Here is an 18,613-nt window from a genome sequence, read left to right on the forward strand (position 1 = left end):
ACAATGCGCGGCTGTGAATACCCAATGGTCGGGATGAGCCCACTAGATAGGGGCGCATCTGCACGCGATCAAGCGCCGAAGCACCAGGCGAGAACAGCCTTCTGGGCATGCAGGCGGTTCTCCGCCTCATCGAACACTACCGAATTCGGCCCGTCGATCACCGCATCCGTCACTTCTTCGCCCCGGTGGGCCGGAAGGCAGTGCATGAAAAGCGCATCAGGCTTTGCATTCTCCATCAGCGCTTCGTTCACCTGATAGGGCGTAAAGACGTTGTGTCCCCTGGCGCGATGCTCCTGCCCCATCGACACCCAGGTATCGGTGACCACGCAGTCGGCGTCGCGTACAGCATCCTCCGGCGAGCGCATGACCTTGACCGCGCCGCCATTGCCGTTCGACCAGTCGAGGAACGGGCCAGCCGGCTCGCTGCCTTCCGGCACAGCCACATTGAGCCGGAAATCGAAGCGCGCGGAGGCCTCCATCAGGGAGTGCAGCACATTGTTGCCATCGCCGGTCCAGGCAAAGAGCTTGTCCTTAACTGGACCGCGATGCTCCTCGTAGGTCATCACGTCGGCCATGATCTGGCAGGGATGTGTATCGTCGGTAAGACCGTTGATGACCGGTACCGTCGCGTGTTCGGCCAACTCCAGCATGCGCTCATGCGATGTCGTGCGGATCATGATCGCGTCGACATAGCGCGACAAAACCTTCGCAGTGTCGGCGATCGTCTCCGAGCGGCCGAGTTGCATCTCGGTGCCGGTCAGCATGATCGTCTCGCCACCGAGCTGGCGCATGCCGACGTCGAAGGAAACGCGCGTGCGCGTCGACGGCTTCTCGAAGATCATCGCCAGCACCTTGCCGGCGAGCGGCTTGTCGACCTCGCCGGACTTCAGGCGATGCTTGCGAGCGCGCGCATCGTCGAGGATCGTCCGCAGCTCGCTGGAAGGAATGTCGGAAAGATCGGTGAAATGCCGGAACGAGCCGCTCATGATGCGCCTCCCGCACCGTTGACCGAGGTCAGCTTGCCGGCAGCCGTCCGGATGCGTTCGACACCGTCGCGGATTTCTTCAACGGTCACCGTCAGCGGCGGCAGCAATCTCACAACGTTGTCGCCGGCTGGTACCGCAAGGAAATGCGCATCGCGGAACGCGGCGTTGACCGCCGTGTTCGGCACCCTGCATTTGAGCCCGAGCATGAGGCCAGTGCCGCGCACCTCCTCGAACACGGACGGGAATTCGTCCACAACCGACGCGAGCGCCTGCTTGGCCGCGAGCGCCTTGTCCTGAACGGCCTGGAGAAACCCGTCTTCAAGAACGACATCGAGCACCGCGTTGCCGACCGCCATGGCAAGCGGGTTGCCGCCGAAGGTGGTGCCATGCACGCCGGCCGTCATGCCCATGGCCGCGCGGTCGGTCGCCAGGCACGCACCGACCGGGAAACCGCCACCGATGCCCTTGGCGATGGCCATGATGTCAGGCTCGATTCCAGACCATTCATACGCGAACAGCTTGCCGGTCCGGCCGATACCGCTCTGCACCTCGTCGAAGATCAGTAGCAGGCCGTGCTCGTCGCACAGCGCACGCAGCTTCTGCAGCATTGCCGCCGGCAGCAACCTGATACCGCCCTCGCCCTGCACGGGTTCGATCAGGATCGCGGCCGTCTCCGGCCCAATCGCCTTTGCGGTGGCCTCGAGGTCGCCGAACGGCACCTGGTCGAAACCCTCGACCTTGGGACCGAAGCCCTCGAGATATTTCGGCTGCCCGCCCGCGGCGATGGTTGCCAGCGTCCGGCCATGGAATGCGCCCTCGAAGGTGACGATCCGGTAACGCTCGGGCGCGCCGTTGACATAATGATAGCGACGCGCGGTCTTGATCGCACATTCCAGCGCCTCGGCGCCCGAATTGGTGAAGAACACCTTGTCTGCGAACGTCGCGTCCACAAGCCGCTCGCCCAGGCGGCGCTGGCCGGGAATCTCGTAGAGGTTGGACACATGCCACAGACGTGCCGCCTGCTCGGTGAGCGCGGCAACCAGATGCGGATGGCTGTGCCCAAGCGAATTGACAGCGATGCCGCCGGCGAAGTCGAGATAGCGCTCGCCGCTGTCCGTCACCAGCCAGCTTCCCTCGCCTCGGTCGAAGGCCAGGGGTGCGCGAGCGAAGGTCTCGTAAAGCGCCGAACCGTTCATTATATGCCTCGTCGACTGCGTCGCGGCGAATGCGCGAAGTAGATCAAAAAAGCCGCCCAAAGGGCGGCGGAGGCCAACTTATATCGGCTTTTCGGGCACTTGTGTCAAATGAAACCGATTGTCCCAGAGGCCGCCCGGCGCCTGCGCCATGACAGATTGACGGCGAAGCGAAGCCAAGTTGGGGAAAACCGAAAAAACAGATTCGGCGTGGCAGCCGGACTCTTGTCACGGAGTCAGCCGATACTGTAGTTTGAAGCCAAGAAATAACTAGATTTCGTGCGGCGGATCTAATCATCCCAGTAGATGTGGTGCCAGCTGGCTACGGCCGGATGGCGATGGATTCGGATTCCGCGAACTTTTGATAGCAGGAGCCTGTTCTGATGAACTGGACCGATGAACGCGTAGAATTGCTCAAGAAGCTATGGGCGGATGGTTTGAGTGCGAGCCAGATCGCAACCCAGCTCGGCGGCGTCAGCCGCAATGCCGTCATCGGCAAGGTGCACCGGCTCAAGCTCTCCGCACGCGGTCGTACGTCATCCACGCAGCCACGTGCGAAGAAGGCCCCGGCAACAACCGGCGTCGCCAAGGCGCCGAGCCGTCCGACACGCACCGTAACGGCAACTGTCGGCGCCACCGCGCTTGCCGCGCAGTTCGATGCCGAGCCGGTTGTCCGACAGGTGATGCGCCCGCCTGCAAACGTCGTCGTGCCGATCTCGCGCAAGCTGGCGCTCATCGAGTTGAACGAACGAACCTGCAAATGGCCGAACGGCGATCCGCTGAGTGAGGAATTCAGCTTCTGCGGCAACGAGGCCGGTGAGAGCGGACCCTATTGCGGCTACCACTCCAAGGTCGCATACCAGCCCGTATCGGAACGCCGCCGCGCCCGCTGAGAGGTTGGGGCACCAATAGTCCTAGCGGGCCGCGACACTCGCGCGCGCCACACCGTCCAGAAGGCCCTGCTGAATAAGCCGATCTATGACAAGGCGCGCGCCTTCGCGCGTCAGATGTCCATAGTCATACTGGATAGGCACATTGCCGTCCGTTACCGTCTGGCAGTTGCCATCGGCATCGCAAAGCGCCTGCAGCGGCGAGACATAGGTGACGGGCAATCCCTCAAGAGCAGACTTGACCTCCTCCTCGAGCGCTGAGACCTCCTCGTAGCGGTTGAAGGCACGGATCTCGTGGCTGCGCCGCGGCAGTGAAGCGCTTGCCAGCAAGGAAGGCAGAGGGGTCGTGTATTCTATCGGCTGACCGATCACATACACATGCTCGGTGCTGCGGAGGATTTCAGTGAGTGTTTTCCGCAGCTTCCTGATGTCGTTACCATTGCGCCAACGAGCCGCAAGAATAACGGCATCGAAGTTGCCCTCGCTCAGATAAGTGTCGAATGCGCGCGCCATCAATTCAGTGCATTGTCGCCTGCCAACGCTGTCGAGCACGGGGCGACAGCCATTGTTGCCGATGGTTATCAACGTCGCGTTGTCAGCGGATTGATAGACAGGCAGGGCGAGCTGTGTTGCATAGCTGTCGCCCAATATCAGCAACCGCGTTCCCCCCTTGCGGGTCAAGCAATCCGGCAAACTGTCATCGGCAGGCACCGCGCGGACGCTGCAACCGGAGTACTCGTGCTCTCGCTTGTATGGGTCGAACGCTGCGTAGTGGCGCGCCTGTTCATCGAGACGTCCTGGCAGGCCGTTGCCGAGATAGGAGTAGGATGCGATGGCGGCCGTTACCGCCATGGAGACCGCACCGGCAATAATCGTGCGCCCGGGCGTCCAGAACTGAAAGCGCATCTGCCGCACCGGTCGCTCGACCAGATGCAGCGAAATCCAGGCCGCCGCGATGGAAAGCCCGATAAGCATGATCGCTTCGGTCAGCGTCGGCATGGCAGCATTGGCGTAGTGCCGGAAAAAGACGAGAACCGGCCAGTGCCAGAGATATAATGAATAGGATATCAACCCTACAAAAACCGCCGGCCGCAGGCTCAGCAGACGATGCGGTGAGGTGGTAACGCCCTTCGGCCAGACCAATAATGCAGCACCCACGCACGGGTAAAGCGCATTCCAACCAGGGAAAGCCGTCTCTGCCGTGAGTTGGACCGCAGCATAGAAGATAAGAGCCAGGCCGACCCACCCCATGCCTTCGCCCAGAGCACGTGAAGCAATGGGTTTTGCAAAAACCAGGGCGGCACCGGCAGCGAGTTCCCATGCACGGGTATGAAGCATGAAAAATGCTACAGGTTGATCCGTTTCGACCCAATAGACAGATGCGACAAAGCTTGCGAGCGCGATAACCGCCAGCACTGCCAGCAGGAACACGGCTGACTTGCGCAACCGCCATACACACCACATGATTAGCGGCCAGAACAGATAGAACTGTTCTTCGACGGCCAACGACCAGGTGTGGAGCAGCGGCTGCATCTCCGCGGCCGGATCGAAGTAGCCGGAACTCCATAGAAAATAGAAATTGGAGAAACCGAACGCGGCGAACATGCCGCTCTCTCCCAGGCGGGCGAAATCTCCTGGCAACAGCAACAGGTAGCCTGCTGCCACGGAGGCAACCAGGACCACCAGAAGTGCAGGAAGGATGCGTCGGAACCGCCTGTCGTAAAACCGCACCAGCGAGAACCTGTCGCCGGACAAATCCGTGAAAAGGTTCTTCGTAATCAGGTAGCCCGAGATCACGAAAAATACGTCGACGCCGATAAACCCGCCGGTAAACGGAGCGATCCCGTAGTGATAAAGCACGACGGTCAACACTGCGATCGCCCTCAGGCCATCAATGTCGGAACGATAGGCAGGAGTGGGCGTCAAAATACGGTCCGGGCTAGCTCGGTTCGGCGCGTGTTTTGGCCTGCGCAGAGCCCGAGGTCAACCATCGTGGTTCAAGCTTACGTCCCGGCTATCTGGATGATTGCAAGCAAAGGCACTCTTGCCGGAAAACCAGCTCGTCAGCTCCGGGCCGGCGCCGGGTTCATCATGACCACCCGATGGCTCTTGTCTTCCTTGGGGCGCTCCAGCGGAAGCTGTTCGCCGGTGACGACGTAATAGACCGTCTCGGCGATATTGGTCGCGTGATCGCCGATGCGCTCGATGTTCTTGGCACAGAACAGCAGGTGCGTGCATGGCGATATGTTGCGGGGGTCTTCCATCATGTAGGTGAGCAGCTCGCGGAACAGCGACGTGTACATCGCGTCGATCTCCTCGTCGCGATCGCGCATGAACGCGATCGCGCCGACCGAGCGCGAGGCGTAAACATCGAGCACCTGCTTCAATTGCGTCAGCGCAAGCGTGGCGAGGGCTTCCAATCCTCGGAAAAGCTGCACCGGCTGGCGCGTGTCGGCAACGGCGACTACGCGCTTGGCGATGTTCTTGCCGAGATCGCCGACACGCTCGAGATCGGCCGAGATGCGGATCGTTCCGATGATCTCGCGCAGGTCGTCCGCCATTGGCTGGCGCTTGGCGATCAGCACGATCGCACGGTCATCGATCCAGCGCTGTCCTTCGTCGAGCACGACGTCGTCGGCAATCACCTTGCGCGCCAGCGCCGCATCGGCGTTGATCAGCGCGGCGACCGCCTCATCGACCATGCGCTCGGCATGGCCGCCCATAGCTGCAATGCGATTGCCCAGAGTGGCGAGCTCTTCATCATAGGCGCGGACGGTGTGCTGCGAGTTCATGGCGGACGATCTGCCGGGGCGATTCTTGTCGATAAATCTAAGGTAGTCGGATGACAGGAAAAAGAAAGCGTCGCACGCTGGAGCCGCTGTTTTCTCTCCTACTCCGCCGGCAGATGCACGGTAAACGCAGACCCTTCGCCCAGCTTTGACTTAACCGTCAACCGACCTTCATGGCGGGTGAGAATATGTTTGACGATCGCCAATCCGAGCCCGGTGCCGCGCCGTGTGACGGTGGTCTCCACGCGATAGAATCGTTCGGTGATGCGGGGGATGTGTTCCTCGGCGATACCCGGACCGAAGTCTCTCACGGTCACTGCCACTTCCGGCGCCGGCCCGGCGCTGGTTCTTTTGATCTCGATGTCGACCCGGCCGCCTGCTGAGCCGTATTTGCAGGCGTTTTCCACCAGGTTCTCGAACACCTGGATGAGCTCATCACGGCTGCCCGGGACAAGGATCGGCTCATTTGGGCGTGTGTAGAAAACCTCCACACCGCTTTCGCGTGCCAAGTGGCCGAGGGACTCGACCACGCCCGCCACCACCTCGCCGAGGTCGATGCGCGCCTCGGATCGCATGTAAGGCTTCATCTCGATGCGCGACAGAGACAGGAGATCGTCGATCAGCCGCGCCATCCGCTCTGTCTGCGCCTGCATGATCTGCAGGAAATTGTCGCGCGCCTTTTCATCGTTGCGCGCCGGCCCGCGCAGTGTTTCGATGAAGCCCGAGATCGAGGCGAGCGGGGTGCGCAGCTCGTGGCTGGCGTTGGCGATGAAGTCGGCGCGCATACGGTCGATGCGGCGCGTTTCGCTCTGATCCTTGAAATGGACGACAAACAGGCCTCGCGCGCCAACGGGTGCCGCCGAAACCCGAAATGCTCGCTCGATCGGCACTCTTTCGCTGTAGTCGATCGCGCCGGGCCGTCGCTCGCCAAGCAGACTCACAATGAGCTGCTGCATTTCCGGCGTGCGGAACTTATGGTGCAGCAGCGTCCCCGGGGATCTGACCAAAGGCGGCAATGGCAGCCTGGTTAGCGTGGAGCGCGGCGCCTCTAGCATCGAAGATGATGATCGGTTCTGGAACGGCGGCAGCCAGCTCCCGCGCCGAAAGCATGTCGATCTCATCACTGTCGCCGATACGCAGCTCTGTCGCCTGAACCATCTACGAGCCTTGCAATTCCGATGTCGCCGGTCCGTTGCCTCTAGACCCGGGCGGGACCACCACATAGCATGGTTTCCCCGCATCACAGGAATATCTCAATGGGCAACCCCTCCCCCAAGTTCGAGACACCCGTCAAGCCGATCAAGCTCGTCATCGACGGCAAAAAACGTGTCTTCGACATCGACGATCCAAAACTCCCGGATTGGGTCGACGACATGGAACTGAAGGCGGGCGGCTATCCCTATGACAGCAAGATGGACAAATCGGACTACGAGGACACGCTGGAAAAGCTTCAGGTAGAGCTGGTGAAGCTGCAAAGCTGGATGCAGAAGAGCGGAGAACGCGTGCTGGTCCTGTTCGAGGGGCGCGATGCAGCTGGCAAAGGCGGCACGATCTTCGTCACGCGACAGTACATGAACCCGCGCACGGCGCGGAACGTCGCGCTGACCAAGCCGACGGAGACCGAGCGAGGCCAATGGTACTTCCAGCGCCACGTCGCGCATTTTCCGACCAGCGGCGAGTTCGTGACCTTTGACCGTTCCTGGTACAATAGGGCCGGCGTCGAGCCCGTAATGGGCTTCTGCACGCCCGAGCAGCACGAGAAGTTCCTTGAGGAAGCGCCGCTGTTCGAAAAAGGTATCGTCGCCGACGGCATCCGCTTCTTCAAGTTCTGGCTCACAATCGGGCAGGAAACCCAGCTCGGCCGGTTCCATGACCGTCGGCACAGCGCGCTCAAGGCCTGGAAGTTCTCGCCGATGGATGTCGCAGGCATGGAAAAGTGGGACGAGTACACGAAAGCGCGTGATCTGATGTTCGAGCGGACCCACACCGAGCATGCGCCGTGGACGGTCGTTCGCGCCAACGACAAGCGACGTCTGCGTCTGACCGTCATCCGCCGCCTGTTGCTCACAATTCCCTATGCTGGGCGCGACCTCGACGTTATCGGCGCGGAGGACGACAAGATCATCGGCGCGCCTTCCTCGGCCTTGCGCTGAGGGTTTTCGGCCCTGGCGCGTACGAGAGAGCGGGCGGGCCGATGCTGCGTCTTGTTCCAGTGGTGCGGCCGACGATAGATTTCCCACAGCGCCAGCCAGGCCGCCAGCGACAGCCGCATCCAGTGGAAAGGCGTCTGCAGGGCGATCGAGACCAGCCCGACCTTCTCCTTTAGCGTGAGTGTCGCCATTCCGATTGCGACGAAGGCCGCATATCCGGCAAGGATGTTGACGAAGCCGATCGTCACCAGCACGATTTCCAGGTTCTGCATCGAGCCGACCCAGGCGAGTTTCGCGATCACATAGAGGATCGTGAGAAGGAAGACCGGGTGGACCAGCGCCGATACGAGCATACCCAGAAACAGTACCTGCATGAGCAGGAAGGAAAGTGGGCCAAGATCTTTCCAAAGGGTATGTGGTGAACGCATGTGGACCAGCCAGGTCTGCGCCCAGCCCTTGAACCAGCGCACACGCTGCGGCAGCCAGGTCTTGAGATCGTCCGGTCCGTCTTCGTAGGTTGGATGCGTGATGACGCCGACGCGATAACCGAAGCGTTTAAGCCGAAGCCCGAGATCCGCATCCTCGGTCACGTTGTAGGCGTCCCAGCCGCCGGCGTCCACGAGTGCCGATCGCCGGAAGTGGTTCGACGTTCCGCCCAGCGGCAGAAGCGTGCCCAGGCCGGCCAGCCATGGCAGCACACCGCGGAAAAGCCCTGCATACTCAAACGCGAACATCCGCGACAGCGGGCTTGCCGATGCGTTGGTAATGACGAGCGGCGCCTGCAGGCAGGCGAGCGTATCGTCCTCGGCATGAAAGCGTTGCCATGCCTCGATGAGCTGATGCGGGTGCGGCCGATCCTCGGCGTCGAAAAGCGTGACGAATTCTCCGCTGCATAGCGGCAGCGCATATGCCAGCGCCTTCGGCTTCGTGCGAGGCAGTCCTGGCGGCACGGTTATGATCTCGATACAGGGACGCAGCTTGTGCTCGCGCAACGCCGCCAGCGTCTCGTGGTCGTCCTCCTCGCAGACCAGCTTGATCTCCAGCTTGCTGCGAGGCCATTGCAGCCGGCCGAGAGCGACCAGAAGCTGCGGGATCACCTCCCGCTCGCGATAAAGCGCGACCATGACGGAGTAGACCGGCAAAGCGGATGGATCGACAGGCGGCGGCGGACGCAACCTCAGGGGCTGCGCGGCGGTCAAAGCCAGGATCCGCAGCGCGACACAGGCGCCAAAGGCGAGCGTCGCGACCAGATGCAGCGCCAGGATGGTCTCCATCGCCGCGACGGCCAGACAGAGCGGCAGGACAACGAGGATCGTCGCGACGCACGCGCCCTGCCAGGCATTCGCGACGATGCGTGCAGACAAGTCGGTGTGGCGAAGGAAGAGACCGTTCTGGGCATCCTCGACCAGTCGCCGCTTCGTCAGCTCCAGAATAGCGGTGCGAAGGACGCCCGGCGGAGACACCGCAAGACGCGTCTTCAAATGTGGCGATGCCGCCAGCCTGGCGCGCATGAGTGAAATTCCGACATCGGGCGTAGCGATCACATGCAACGTGGTGCCGTCCGGCCGCTCGAGCAGGGCCAGAGGCAGACCGCGGGGGCGGCGCAAGGCCGCCAGGCGGTAGCGCTCGGGCACTTTCAGCCTCTTCGCATCGATTTCGGACAGAAACGGCAAATCCAGTTCATCGGCGATGGCACGGAAAAGCACTGCCTCGTCGATTTCGCCGGAAGCGAGCAACTCCACAACGAAGCCGGTGCCATTTGCGGACGCGCGATCCAGCGCCCGCAGCACGATTTCGGATGTCAGTCTGGTTCGTCGGATGACCGGCAACCATTCGCGCATAAGCAGATCGCGAGGGCTGGCCCGGGACATTTCCGCTGCTGCGGGGCGTGTGGACGGACCCGAGCCGAGGGCGACTTCTGGAAGACCATTATCTGGCGCGCAGTTCAGTCGCCCAACGGTCAACAAGGACGGGCCTATCGGCGGCGCTACGCTGGTAACATGCGACGCGCCGGAAAAAGCCACGGCCTAATCTCCGCTCGCAATGCGACAGGCCAGGCATAACGGCCGGATACGACGGAAGGCAGCAAGGCCTTTCGTTGCTAACGAGCGTATCTGACAGCAAAGATCGACAGATCGGACAGACTGCCCGAAAGACACCGAGTACATGGAACCCCCACCCCAGGTTGCAATGTATTTGGTGTTTTTTTCTTTTCAATAGATTTTTAATCATCTGCATCCGCAGTAATTTTCCACATTGACCTTGTTGCATCGCAATCCATCTGGATTTCGATCCTCCAGACAAGAGCCCGCGGGTTGCGCGCCCCAGTTGATAGGCCCGCAGGTAAGCGATCAGGCAGACAGCAGAAGGCGCGACGACGCGGTATCTGCTTCATGTCACTACAGTTCGGCCGCGCGTGAGATGCGACATTCGATTTGCGAGACCGCCCCCAACCCGTTATCGAATGGCAATCTCGTTCCACCGGCGACGGCGTTTCATGCACCGGACACTAACCCTTCTTCTGTCTGCTTTGGCGATCATGACCGGACTGGCCGGTTCAGCCGCGCGTGCGGCCGAGCCGTCCATTCCAAACTATTGGGACGAGCGGGAGCGGCTACCGAAACCCGACCTATCCGACGTCGAGCGCCTGCGCTTCCTGACGACGATCGATTTTCCCCCCTTCAGCTTTTGGACGGGCAAGGCAGACTGTCCGGTTTCCATGTCGACCTGGCGCGGGAAGTCTGCCGCGAACTCGACATCGTGGCGCGCTGCCAGATCCAGGGGCTGCCCTGGGACGAACTGGACACCGCCATGGCAACGGGCCAGGGAGAAGCGCTGATAGCGGGGACGCCGATCAATGCGCAGACCCGGGAAAGCTACCTCTTTTCCCGGCCTTATCTGCGCTTTCCGGCGCGCTTCGTCGTTCGCAAAAGCACCACGCTGTACGAACCCCTGTACAAGGCAATTGACGGCAAGCGTACGGGCGTGATGGCGGGCACTGCCCACGAGGCCATGCTGCGGCGTTATTTTCCGGACGCCAAAGCGGTGACCTTCACGAAGCCTGAATGGCTTCAGGACGCACTGCGCGAAGGCAGGATCGACGGCATCTTCGGCGACGGGATGCGGCTTTCCTTCTGGCTTGCCGGATCTGCATCGCAGAATTGCTGTCGTTTCGCCGGTGGACCGTACCTTGCACCGGAATTCCTCGGCTCGGGTCTGGCTATCGCCGTCAAGCGCGACGATGCCGTGCTGGCGCGCGCATTCGACTTCGCGCTGCGCGAAATCTCGGTCAACGGAACGTTTGCCGAGCTCTACCTGAAATATTTCCCCGTCAGCTTCTACTGAGCGGTTTCAGCCGGACGTGCGGTGCCTGATGGCGGCCGAGCGCTCGATCGCCGCCACGGCCAGCGGGTCCAGCCCGAAGCGATCCTTGACCAGATCGAGCACGCGCGTTTCCTCTTCGCGCACCGAAAGGTCGGCAGCCGCAATGTCGACTGCAAGCGCGTAGGCAGTTTCGCGCAGATCCTCGGAAAGTGCGCCCTTTATGAGCGCCAACACGCTCGCAAAGCCGTCTTCCTGCTGCAGAAGTTGCTGGCACTCCTGCGCCACGGCAAGCGTGCGAGACTGATCGAAGCCCTGGAAGATGGGCAGCGTGCGGACAATCGCACCGATGCGCGCCAGTTCTTCGTCACCCATGTCGCGGTCTGACGCCGACATGATGACCATCAGATAGACCATCGCTTCCTGCGGGGTCGGCTTCGACATGTTCTGCTCCATTGATGCTGTCCGAACCGCAAGGTAGGAAGCTGAGAGCGCTGCCGCAATGAAAAACCCCTGTCGCGATTGACGCATTGCTCAAGCGCGCATAGACGTTGCGCGCGCTGGCAAGAAGGCCCGCAAATCTTCACAGGACACTCGAAATGACCACTTCGCGATCAAACTCGCTGATGCTTTCGCCCGAAATCCTTTCGGCGGCACGCGAGAGCAAAGCGTGGCCGTTCGAGGAGGCCCGCAAGATCATCAAACGTTACGAAGGCGGTAACTGGCCGGAGGTCGTGCTGTTCGAGACCGGCTACGGCCCCTCTGGTCTGCCGCATATCGGTACGTTCGGCGAGGTGGCGCGCACATCGATGGTGCGCCACGCCTTCCGTATACTGACCGAGGACCAGGTTCCCACCAAGCTGATCTGCTTTTCGGACGACATGGACGGGATGCGCAAGATCCCGGACAACGTGCCGGATCGCGCGTTCCTGGAGCCTTATCTGCACAAGCCGCTGACCGTGGTGCCGAACCCCTTCGGGGGCGACTATGAGAGCTTCGGCCATCATAACAATGCCATGCTGTGCCGCTTCCTCGATACGTTCGGCTTCGACTACGAGTTCGCCAGCGCTACGGACTATTACAAGTCAGGTCGCCTCGACGCGATCCTGAAGCGCGTGGCGGAACGCTACGACGCGATCATGGCGATCATGCTGCCGACGCTCGGCGAGGAACGCCAGGCGACCTACAGCCCCTTCCTGCCGATCTCGCCGAAGACGGGGCGCGTGCTCTACGTCCCTATGAAGAAGGTCGATGCAGAGGCCGGAACGATCACCTTCGACGACGAGGACGGCACGGAGACGACCCTTCCGGTCACCGGCGGCAAGGTCAAGCTGCAGTGGAAGCCAGACTTCGGCGCGCGCTGGGCGGCGCTGGGCATCGATTTCGAGATGTTCGGCAAGGACCACGGGCCGAACATGGGCGTCTACGACCGCATCTGCGTCGCGCTCGGCGGCCGTGCACCGGAGCACTTCGTCTATGAACTCTTCCTCGACGAGAACGGGCAGAAGATCTCGAAGTCGAAGGGCAACGGCCTGACGATCGACGAATGGCTGACCTATGCGCCGACGGAGAGCCTTGCGCTCTACATGTTCCAGAAGCCGCGCACGGCCAAGAAGCTCTACTTCGACGTCATTCCGCGCGCGGTCGATGAGTATTACCAGTTCCTGTCTGCCTATCAGCGGCAGGACTGGAAAGAGCGGCTGGGCAATCCGGTCTGGCATATCCATGACGGCAATCCGCCGGTCGTCGACATGCCGGTGCCGTTCGGCCTGCTGCTCAATCTCGTCAGCGCTTCGAACGCGCACGACAAGTCCGTGCTGTGGGGGTTCATTTCCCGCCACGCTGCAGGCGTGACACCGCAGACCCATCCCGAGCTCGACCGGCTGGTCGGCTACGCGATCCGCTACTTCGAAGACTTCGTGAAGCCGCAGAAGCAGTTCCGGGCGCCGGATGCGGTGGAAGCAGAGGCCCTGCAGGCGCTCGCCGACAAGCTCGCGACGCTGCCGGCCGGCTCCGATGGCGAGGCGATCCAGAACGCCGCGCTGGATGTCGCCCGCGCAATCGAGCGCTATCAGGATCATTCCAAGAAGAGCCCCGAGGGCGGTCCCGGGGTCTCGGTGGCCTTCTTCCAGATGATCTACCAGGTGCTGATCGGGCAGGAACGCGGCCCGCGCTTCGGCTCCTTTGCCGCGCTCTACGGCATCGAAAACACGCGTGCGCTGATCGGCAAGGCGCTGAGCGGGGAGCTAACCGCCTGAGGTTTCAGGCAGGGTGACCGTCAGCGGGGGCGGCGCGGCACTGGAAGGTGCTGCGCCGAAGAGCCCCCGCCCCTTTTCCCGCGCTTCGGCCTCCATTTCGGCATAGGGTCCATCGGCCACGGCACGCACCCAGCCCTGCGCGACCAGCCAGGCTGCCGCGTCATGTCCGCCAAGCTTGCACTGGGTCACGACGGTTTCCTGCGGAGCAACCGGCGGCACGACGCAGGACAGCGCGCGGCCGCGCAGCCAGTTGCGGAAAGCGGTGCGGGCATGCACGCCGCACGGCCAGGATGCGCCATCGCTGCCACAGGTCTCGTCCGCACCGGTGACCTCGATGCCCGAAAGCGCGACGTGATAGCCACGCGCCTCGAACGCGCCGGCAGCGGTTGCCACCGGCCGGTGAAGCATGGTTTCAGCGGGCGGCCCTTCGGACGGTACCTGCGCGCGGCCGATGCCCAACGCCTCGCGCGGATCGATCCGCTCCAGCCCTTCCTGCTCCACCAGTGGTGCCGCGACCACATCCGGTGCAACGGGTCGAACCCGAGAAGGAACCGGCAGCAGCGGCACACGCGCGGGGGCCGGCTGTGCCACGGCCTCGGGCTCCACGGGAACCGTCTCGATCGCGGCAGGGTCTTTGTGGCTGGTCAGCAAATCGCCGGAAGACAGAAGCGCGGCGCTCACACCGGCGAGCCCGGCCAGAGCGACGATTGCCGCCAGGGGCCGCACCTACTGGCTCGCCCAGACGATGCGCGCCATCCACTCGATCTCGGCCGTCGATACCGTGCGATCGGGATGGGCGGGATTGAGAGACACGAGTTCGATGGCCTCGGTGCTGCGACTTGCGAGCACTTTCGCCGTAACCTCGCCGCTGATGATCTTGACCACGACACGGTCGCCCTTGCGCACCTGCGCGCCGGGTTCCACGATCAACACGTCGCCGTCGCGATAGAGCGGCAGCATGGAATCGCCCTGAACCTGCAGCGCATAGGCGCCCTCGCCCGCGCCGGCTGGAAGCTCGATCTCCTCCCAGCCCTGGCCAACCGGGAAGCCGGCATCGTCGAAAAAGCCGCCCGCGCCTGCCTGCGCGAAACCGAGCAGCGGAACAGCGGGACGCCTTTGACGCATCCGGCCAACGGGCCGTCGTGGATGTTCCTCGACCAGCGCGAAGAGATCGCCGAGCGTCACCCCGGTCGCCTCGATGATCTTGGCGAGCGATTCCGTCGACGGCCAGCGCGGCCGGCCGTCAGCCGACAGCCGCTTCGACTTGTTGAAGGCGGTGGAATCGAGCCCGGCCCGCTTGGCAAGTCCCGATGCCGACAGCGAATGCTCCGCCGCGAGCGCGTCGATTGCCGCCCAGACACGTTCATGCGAGAGCATCGCGCCCTCCCCGAAGACAGGAAAAAATACCTTTCCCGTCTAGTTAATCCCTGCGCGGCAGACTGTCCAGCCCAATGCCGCCGGTTTCCTCAGGCTCTGAACGGCGCGCGCCCAGTTTCCAGCGCGTGGGCAAGGTGATCGAGCCGATCCTGCCCCCAGAACGGTTCGCCGTTGAGCACGTAGACCGGCGCGCCAACCGCATCGGCGTCGCTCGCTTCGCTGGTGTTGCGGGCGAGCGTTTCAGCGGCTTCGGGCTCGCCCGCGGCCTTCAGCACGGCGTCTGCATCGTGGCCCTCGGCCATAAGATAGGCTGCGAGCTGTTCAGGATCGGCGATGTTTTCACCCTTGGCCCACACACCCTGATGCACGCGCCAGATGAAGCCTGCGGGATCGGCTCCCTGCCTGACGAGCGCTATCACGCAGCGATCGGCAAGGCCGGGATCGACGGGGAAGAATTTGGGCTCGAGCTCCAGCGGCAGGCCGCGCATGTCGGCGATGCGCTGCAATTCGATCCGGCGGTAACGCTGGCGCAGCGGCGTGCGCTGGCCGAGGGGCACGGAGCCGGACTTTTCCCAGACGCCGCCAATGTTGATCGGCTTGTAGCGGATTTCAGCGCCGTGCCTCGCCGCGAGTTCATGGAACGCCTTGTGGCCGAGATAGGCGAAGGGCGAGGAACAGATGAAATAGTAGTCGATGGCGGTCATGGCGCAGCTTTCTCGTTTTGCCTGATTTTAACGTCGCAGGTCGCTGCTACAACGCTCGTATTGCCGACAGTGTGCTTTTTCTTGCGCCAGCGCTCGGTCAGGTCGCATCCTTGGCAAGTTGCCGAAGCCGCCCATGGGAGGCCATGAAGGTGCGTTCCTCCTCCGTGGGCTGGCGCGGTTTCGCGTCAACACCAAGATTGCCGACAACCTCGTCGATCGGCACGAAACGCCGCGCGCCGAAATCGTAGACGCCTGCCGTGGTCATCACCAGTGCCGCGGTGCGGCCATCCTCCAGCACGAAACGATGCCGCCCGATGACCTGCGTGTCTTCCCAGGTCTCCACTGTGGAGACCACTTCGAATTTTTTCCAGAGCCTGATCTCGCGCACATAGACGGCCTGCAAGCCGCCCATCATCGGCGCCCAGCGGTGCTTTCGCGCCAAGGCTATAAGCCCTGCGCGGGCAAATATGTCGATGCGGCCGACGTCGGCAAGCATCATGTAGCGGGCATTGTTGAGATGCAGGTTGGAATCGATGTCCGTCGGCAGGCAACGGAAGGTCAACCGGCTTTCGTCGCCCATGCGATAGCGACCGCGCGATTTGGCGGTCGCCATCATGCGGGCGAGGCGCAGCCAGACATACATAAGAGTGCTCCGTTGCTGCCGGCCTCGCGGTCCCCTCCCCGCTCACGGGGAGAGGAACGACTTCGGGGCCTAGGCCGCCTTCTTCGCCTTCGGGTAAGGGTTGAAGCGCTCGTAGAACGTCTCGTCTTTGCCCGCCATCTCTACCAGAAGCTTGGGTGCCTTGAACTGTGCGCCGTACTTCTTCTGCAGCTTCTTGGCGAGTGCGACGAACTCGGCCACGCCCATGCCTTCGATGTAGGAGAGCGCGCCACCCGTATAGGGCGCGAAGCCGAAGGCCAGGATCGAGCCGACATCCGCCTCACGCGGATCGGTGACGATGCCCTCTTCCATGACGCGGGCCGCTTCCAGCGCGATGGTCACGAGGAAGCGCTGCTTCAGCTCCTCGACATCGATCTTGTCGGCATCCTGCTGCGGATAAAGATCCTTGAGCCCCGGCCACAGGTGTTTCTTGGCCGGCTTTTCCGGATAGTCGTAGAAGCCCTTGCCGTTCTTGCGGCCGTGGCGGCCGTGCTTGTCGACCATGGTGTTGATGAGCGCGAACTGGTCCTGGTCCACCGCCTTCTCGCCAAGATCGCGAATGGTCTGCTTCATGATCTTCTGCGCAAGGTCGATGGCCGTCTCATCGGTCAGCGCCAGCGGGCCGACCGGCATGCCGGCCATCTTGGCGGCGTTCTCGATCATCGCCGGAGGCACACCCTCGATCAGCATCTGGTAGGATTCCGACATGTAGCGCAGCACGCAGCGGTTCACGTAGAAGCCGCGCGTGTCGTTGACGACGATCGGCGTCTTCCTGATCGCGCGAACATAGTCGATGGCCACGGCCAGCGCCTTGTCGCCCGTCTTCTTGCCCAGAATGATCTCGACCAGCATCATCTTGTCGACCGGCGAGAAGAAGTGGATGCCGATGAAATTGTCCGGGCGCTTGGAGTTCTTCGCCAGCCCGGTGATCGGGATCGTCGAGGTGTTCGACGCGAAGACCGCGTCCTTGGCGATGACGGCTTCCGTCTGCTCGGTGGCGCTCTTCTTGACCTCCGAATCCTCGAACACCGCCTCGATGACGAGGTCGCAGCCTTCTAGGTCCTTGTAGTCGACCGTCGGGGTGATGAGCGAAAGGAGCTGTTCCTTCTGCTCCTCCGTTGCACGGCCCTTCTTGATGGCGCCGTCCATCAGGCCCGCCGAATGCGCCTTGCCCTTCTCGGCAGCAGCGATGTCACGGTCGAGAAGCACCACGGGAATGCCGGCCTTGGCCGTCACGAAGGCGATGCCCGCGCCCATGAAGCCCGCACCAAGGACACCGATCTTCTTGAACTTCGTCTCCGGTACGCCCTGCGGACGGCGCGCGCCCTTGTTGAGTTCCTGCAGCGAGACGAACAGCGAACGCACCATCATGGCGGCTTCGGTCGAGCGCAAGATTTCGGTGAAGTAGCGCTGCTCGATCCGGAGTGCCGTGTCGAAGGGCACCAGCAGGCCCTCATAGGCGCATTTCAGGATCGCCGCGGCAGCCGGATAGTTGCCGTAGGTCTCGCGGCGCAGGATGGCGATTGCCGGCGGCCACAGGTTGGCGCCGCGCGCCGAATAGACGGGTCCGCCTGGCAGCTTGAAACCCTTCTCATCCCATGGCTGCACCGGCTTCAGGCCGGCGGCGATCATCGCCTTGGCGGCATCGATGAGTTTGGCGGGCTCGACAACCTCGTGGATCAGCCCCATCTGTTTCGCCTTCTTCGGCGAGAGGTTCTGGCCCGAGGTCAGCATCTGCAAGGCGGACTGCGGATCGGTCAGGCGCGGCACGCGCTGGGTACCGCCGGCACCCGGGAAAATACCGACCTTCACCTCCGGCAGCGCCATCTTGACCTTGTCCGAGTCGGCGGCCACGCGCCCGTGGCAGGCGAGCGACAGTTCGAACGCGCCGCCCATGCAGGTGCCATTGATCGCCGAGACCCACGGCTTGCCGCAGGTTTCCAGCTTGCGCCAGAGCCAGCTCATCCGGCCGGCGCCGTCGAACAGCATCTTGATCGCCTTGTCGTGGTCGCGCGCCTCTTCCTCGCGGAAGAGCTTGAGCATGCGCTGCAGCATGGTCAGGTCGGCACCGCCGGAAAACGTGTCCTTGCCGGAGGTGATGACGGCACCCTTGACGGCCTCGTCGGCTACGACCTGGTCGATGATCTTGTCGAGTTCGTCCATCACCTCCTCGGTGAAGACGTTCATCGACTTGTCGGGCATGTCCCAGGTGACGAGGGCGATGCCGTCGGCATCGGTCTCGACGGTGAAATTCTTGTATTCAGCCATTTTTCTTATCCTCCGG

Annotated in this window: 15 protein-coding genes and 1 pseudogene; 4 read left to right on the forward strand and 12 right to left on the reverse strand. The window is 62.5% G+C overall.

The genetic code is table 11. The annotated features are described in order from the left end of the window. Positions 1-68: 68 nt before the first annotated feature. Both argF and HK436_RS02675 read right to left on the reverse strand, forming a co-directional pair. On the reverse strand, positions 69-986 hold the full coding sequence (gene argF, locus HK436_RS02670; protein WP_173187130.1) for an ornithine carbamoyltransferase: 918 nt from the start codon (positions 984-986) through the stop codon (positions 69-71). After that, the gene (locus HK436_RS02675; protein WP_173187132.1) at positions 983-2,182 is read right to left on the reverse strand and encodes an aspartate aminotransferase family protein; all 1,200 of its coding nucleotides are present in this window, start codon (positions 2,180-2,182) and stop codon (positions 983-985) included. The genes argF and HK436_RS02675 overlap by 4 nt, the downstream gene beginning before the upstream one ends. Positions 2,183-2,562: 380 nt before the next feature. Between HK436_RS02675 and HK436_RS02680 the strand changes: the two genes are divergently transcribed. After that, positions 2,563-3,072 carry a GcrA family cell cycle regulator gene (locus tag HK436_RS02680; RefSeq protein WP_173187134.1) on the forward strand — a complete coding sequence of 170 codons (510 nt, stop codon included), beginning with the start codon at positions 2,563-2,565 and terminating at the stop codon, positions 3,070-3,072. A 21-nt stretch (positions 3,073-3,093) separates the two neighbouring features. Here HK436_RS02680 and HK436_RS02685 read toward each other — a convergent pair whose 3' ends face one another. From HK436_RS02685 to HK436_RS02695, 3 genes and pseudogenes are all read right to left on the reverse strand, one after another. After that, complete coding sequence (locus HK436_RS02685; protein ID WP_280515574.1) at positions 3,094-4,995, reverse strand: acyltransferase family protein; 1,902 nt, start codon at positions 4,993-4,995, stop codon at positions 3,094-3,096. Positions 4,996-5,132: 137 nt separating this feature from the next. Then, positions 5,133-5,861, reverse strand: coding sequence for a phosphate signaling complex protein PhoU (gene phoU / locus HK436_RS02690; protein ID WP_173187138.1), 729 nt, complete (start codon positions 5,859-5,861; stop codon positions 5,133-5,135). A gap of 98 nt (positions 5,862-5,959) precedes the next feature. After that, positions 5,960-6,974, reverse strand: a pseudogene (locus tag HK436_RS02695) (ATP-binding protein); the annotation flags it as partial. 140 nt (positions 6,975-7,114) lie between these two features. Between HK436_RS02695 and ppk2 the strand changes: the two are divergent. Then, positions 7,115-8,011, forward strand: coding sequence for a polyphosphate kinase 2 (gene ppk2, locus HK436_RS02700; RefSeq protein ID WP_173187140.1), 897 nt, complete (start codon positions 7,115-7,117; stop codon positions 8,009-8,011). On the opposite strand, the gene HK436_RS02705 is transcribed toward ppk2, so the two are convergent. Further along, positions 7,933-9,879, reverse strand: coding sequence for a glycosyltransferase family 2 protein (locus HK436_RS02705; protein ID WP_173187142.1), 1,947 nt, complete (start codon positions 9,877-9,879; stop codon positions 7,933-7,935). The genes ppk2 and HK436_RS02705 overlap by 79 nt on opposite strands. A gap of 457 nt (positions 9,880-10,336) precedes the next feature. Here HK436_RS02705 and HK436_RS02710 point away from each other — a divergent pair, with 457 nt between their 5' ends. After that, positions 10,337-11,353, forward strand: a complete 1,017-nt coding sequence (locus HK436_RS02710; RefSeq protein WP_312860466.1) for a transporter substrate-binding domain-containing protein — start codon at positions 10,337-10,339, stop codon at positions 11,351-11,353. A gap of 6 nt (positions 11,354-11,359) precedes the next feature. Here the strand turns inward: HK436_RS02710 and HK436_RS02715 are convergent, their stop codons facing one another. After that, entirely contained in the window at positions 11,360-11,773 is a 414-nt protein-coding gene (locus tag HK436_RS02715) for a tellurite resistance TerB family protein (RefSeq protein ID WP_244648465.1), read from the reverse strand. A 155-nt stretch (positions 11,774-11,928) separates the two neighbouring features. On the opposite strand from HK436_RS02715, the gene HK436_RS02720 reads away from it, so the two are divergent. Beyond that, entirely contained in the window at positions 11,929-13,587 is a 1,659-nt protein-coding gene (locus HK436_RS02720; RefSeq protein WP_173187146.1) for a lysine--tRNA ligase, read from the forward strand. Here HK436_RS02720 and HK436_RS02725 read toward each other — a convergent pair. The 5 genes from HK436_RS02725 to HK436_RS02745 form a co-directional block, all read right to left on the reverse strand. Next, positions 13,576-14,313, reverse strand: a complete 738-nt coding sequence (locus HK436_RS02725) for a thermonuclease family protein (RefSeq protein WP_173187148.1) — start codon at positions 14,311-14,313, stop codon at positions 13,576-13,578. The two genes, HK436_RS02720 and HK436_RS02725, sit on opposite strands and share 12 nt — an antisense overlap. Then, complete coding sequence (locus tag HK436_RS02730) at positions 14,314-14,964, reverse strand: S24 family peptidase (RefSeq protein ID WP_173187150.1); 651 nt, start codon at positions 14,962-14,964, stop codon at positions 14,314-14,316. A gap of 89 nt (positions 14,965-15,053) precedes the next feature. Then, positions 15,054-15,668, reverse strand: a complete 615-nt coding sequence (locus HK436_RS02735) for a 2-hydroxychromene-2-carboxylate isomerase (RefSeq protein WP_173187152.1) — start codon at positions 15,666-15,668, stop codon at positions 15,054-15,056. Between the two features lie 97 nt (positions 15,669-15,765). Continuing rightward, complete coding sequence (locus HK436_RS02740; RefSeq protein WP_173187154.1) at positions 15,766-16,311, reverse strand: thioesterase family protein; 546 nt, start codon at positions 16,309-16,311, stop codon at positions 15,766-15,768. A gap of 69 nt (positions 16,312-16,380) precedes the next feature. Continuing rightward, complete coding sequence (locus tag HK436_RS02745) at positions 16,381-18,597, reverse strand: 3-hydroxyacyl-CoA dehydrogenase NAD-binding domain-containing protein (RefSeq protein ID WP_173187156.1); 2,217 nt, start codon at positions 18,595-18,597, stop codon at positions 16,381-16,383. Positions 18,598-18,613: the final 16 nt, after the last annotated feature.

This window comes from Neoaquamicrobium sediminum (genome assembly GCF_013240295.1).
Classification (GTDB): domain Bacteria; phylum Pseudomonadota; class Alphaproteobacteria; order Rhizobiales; family Rhizobiaceae; genus Aerobium; species Aerobium sediminum.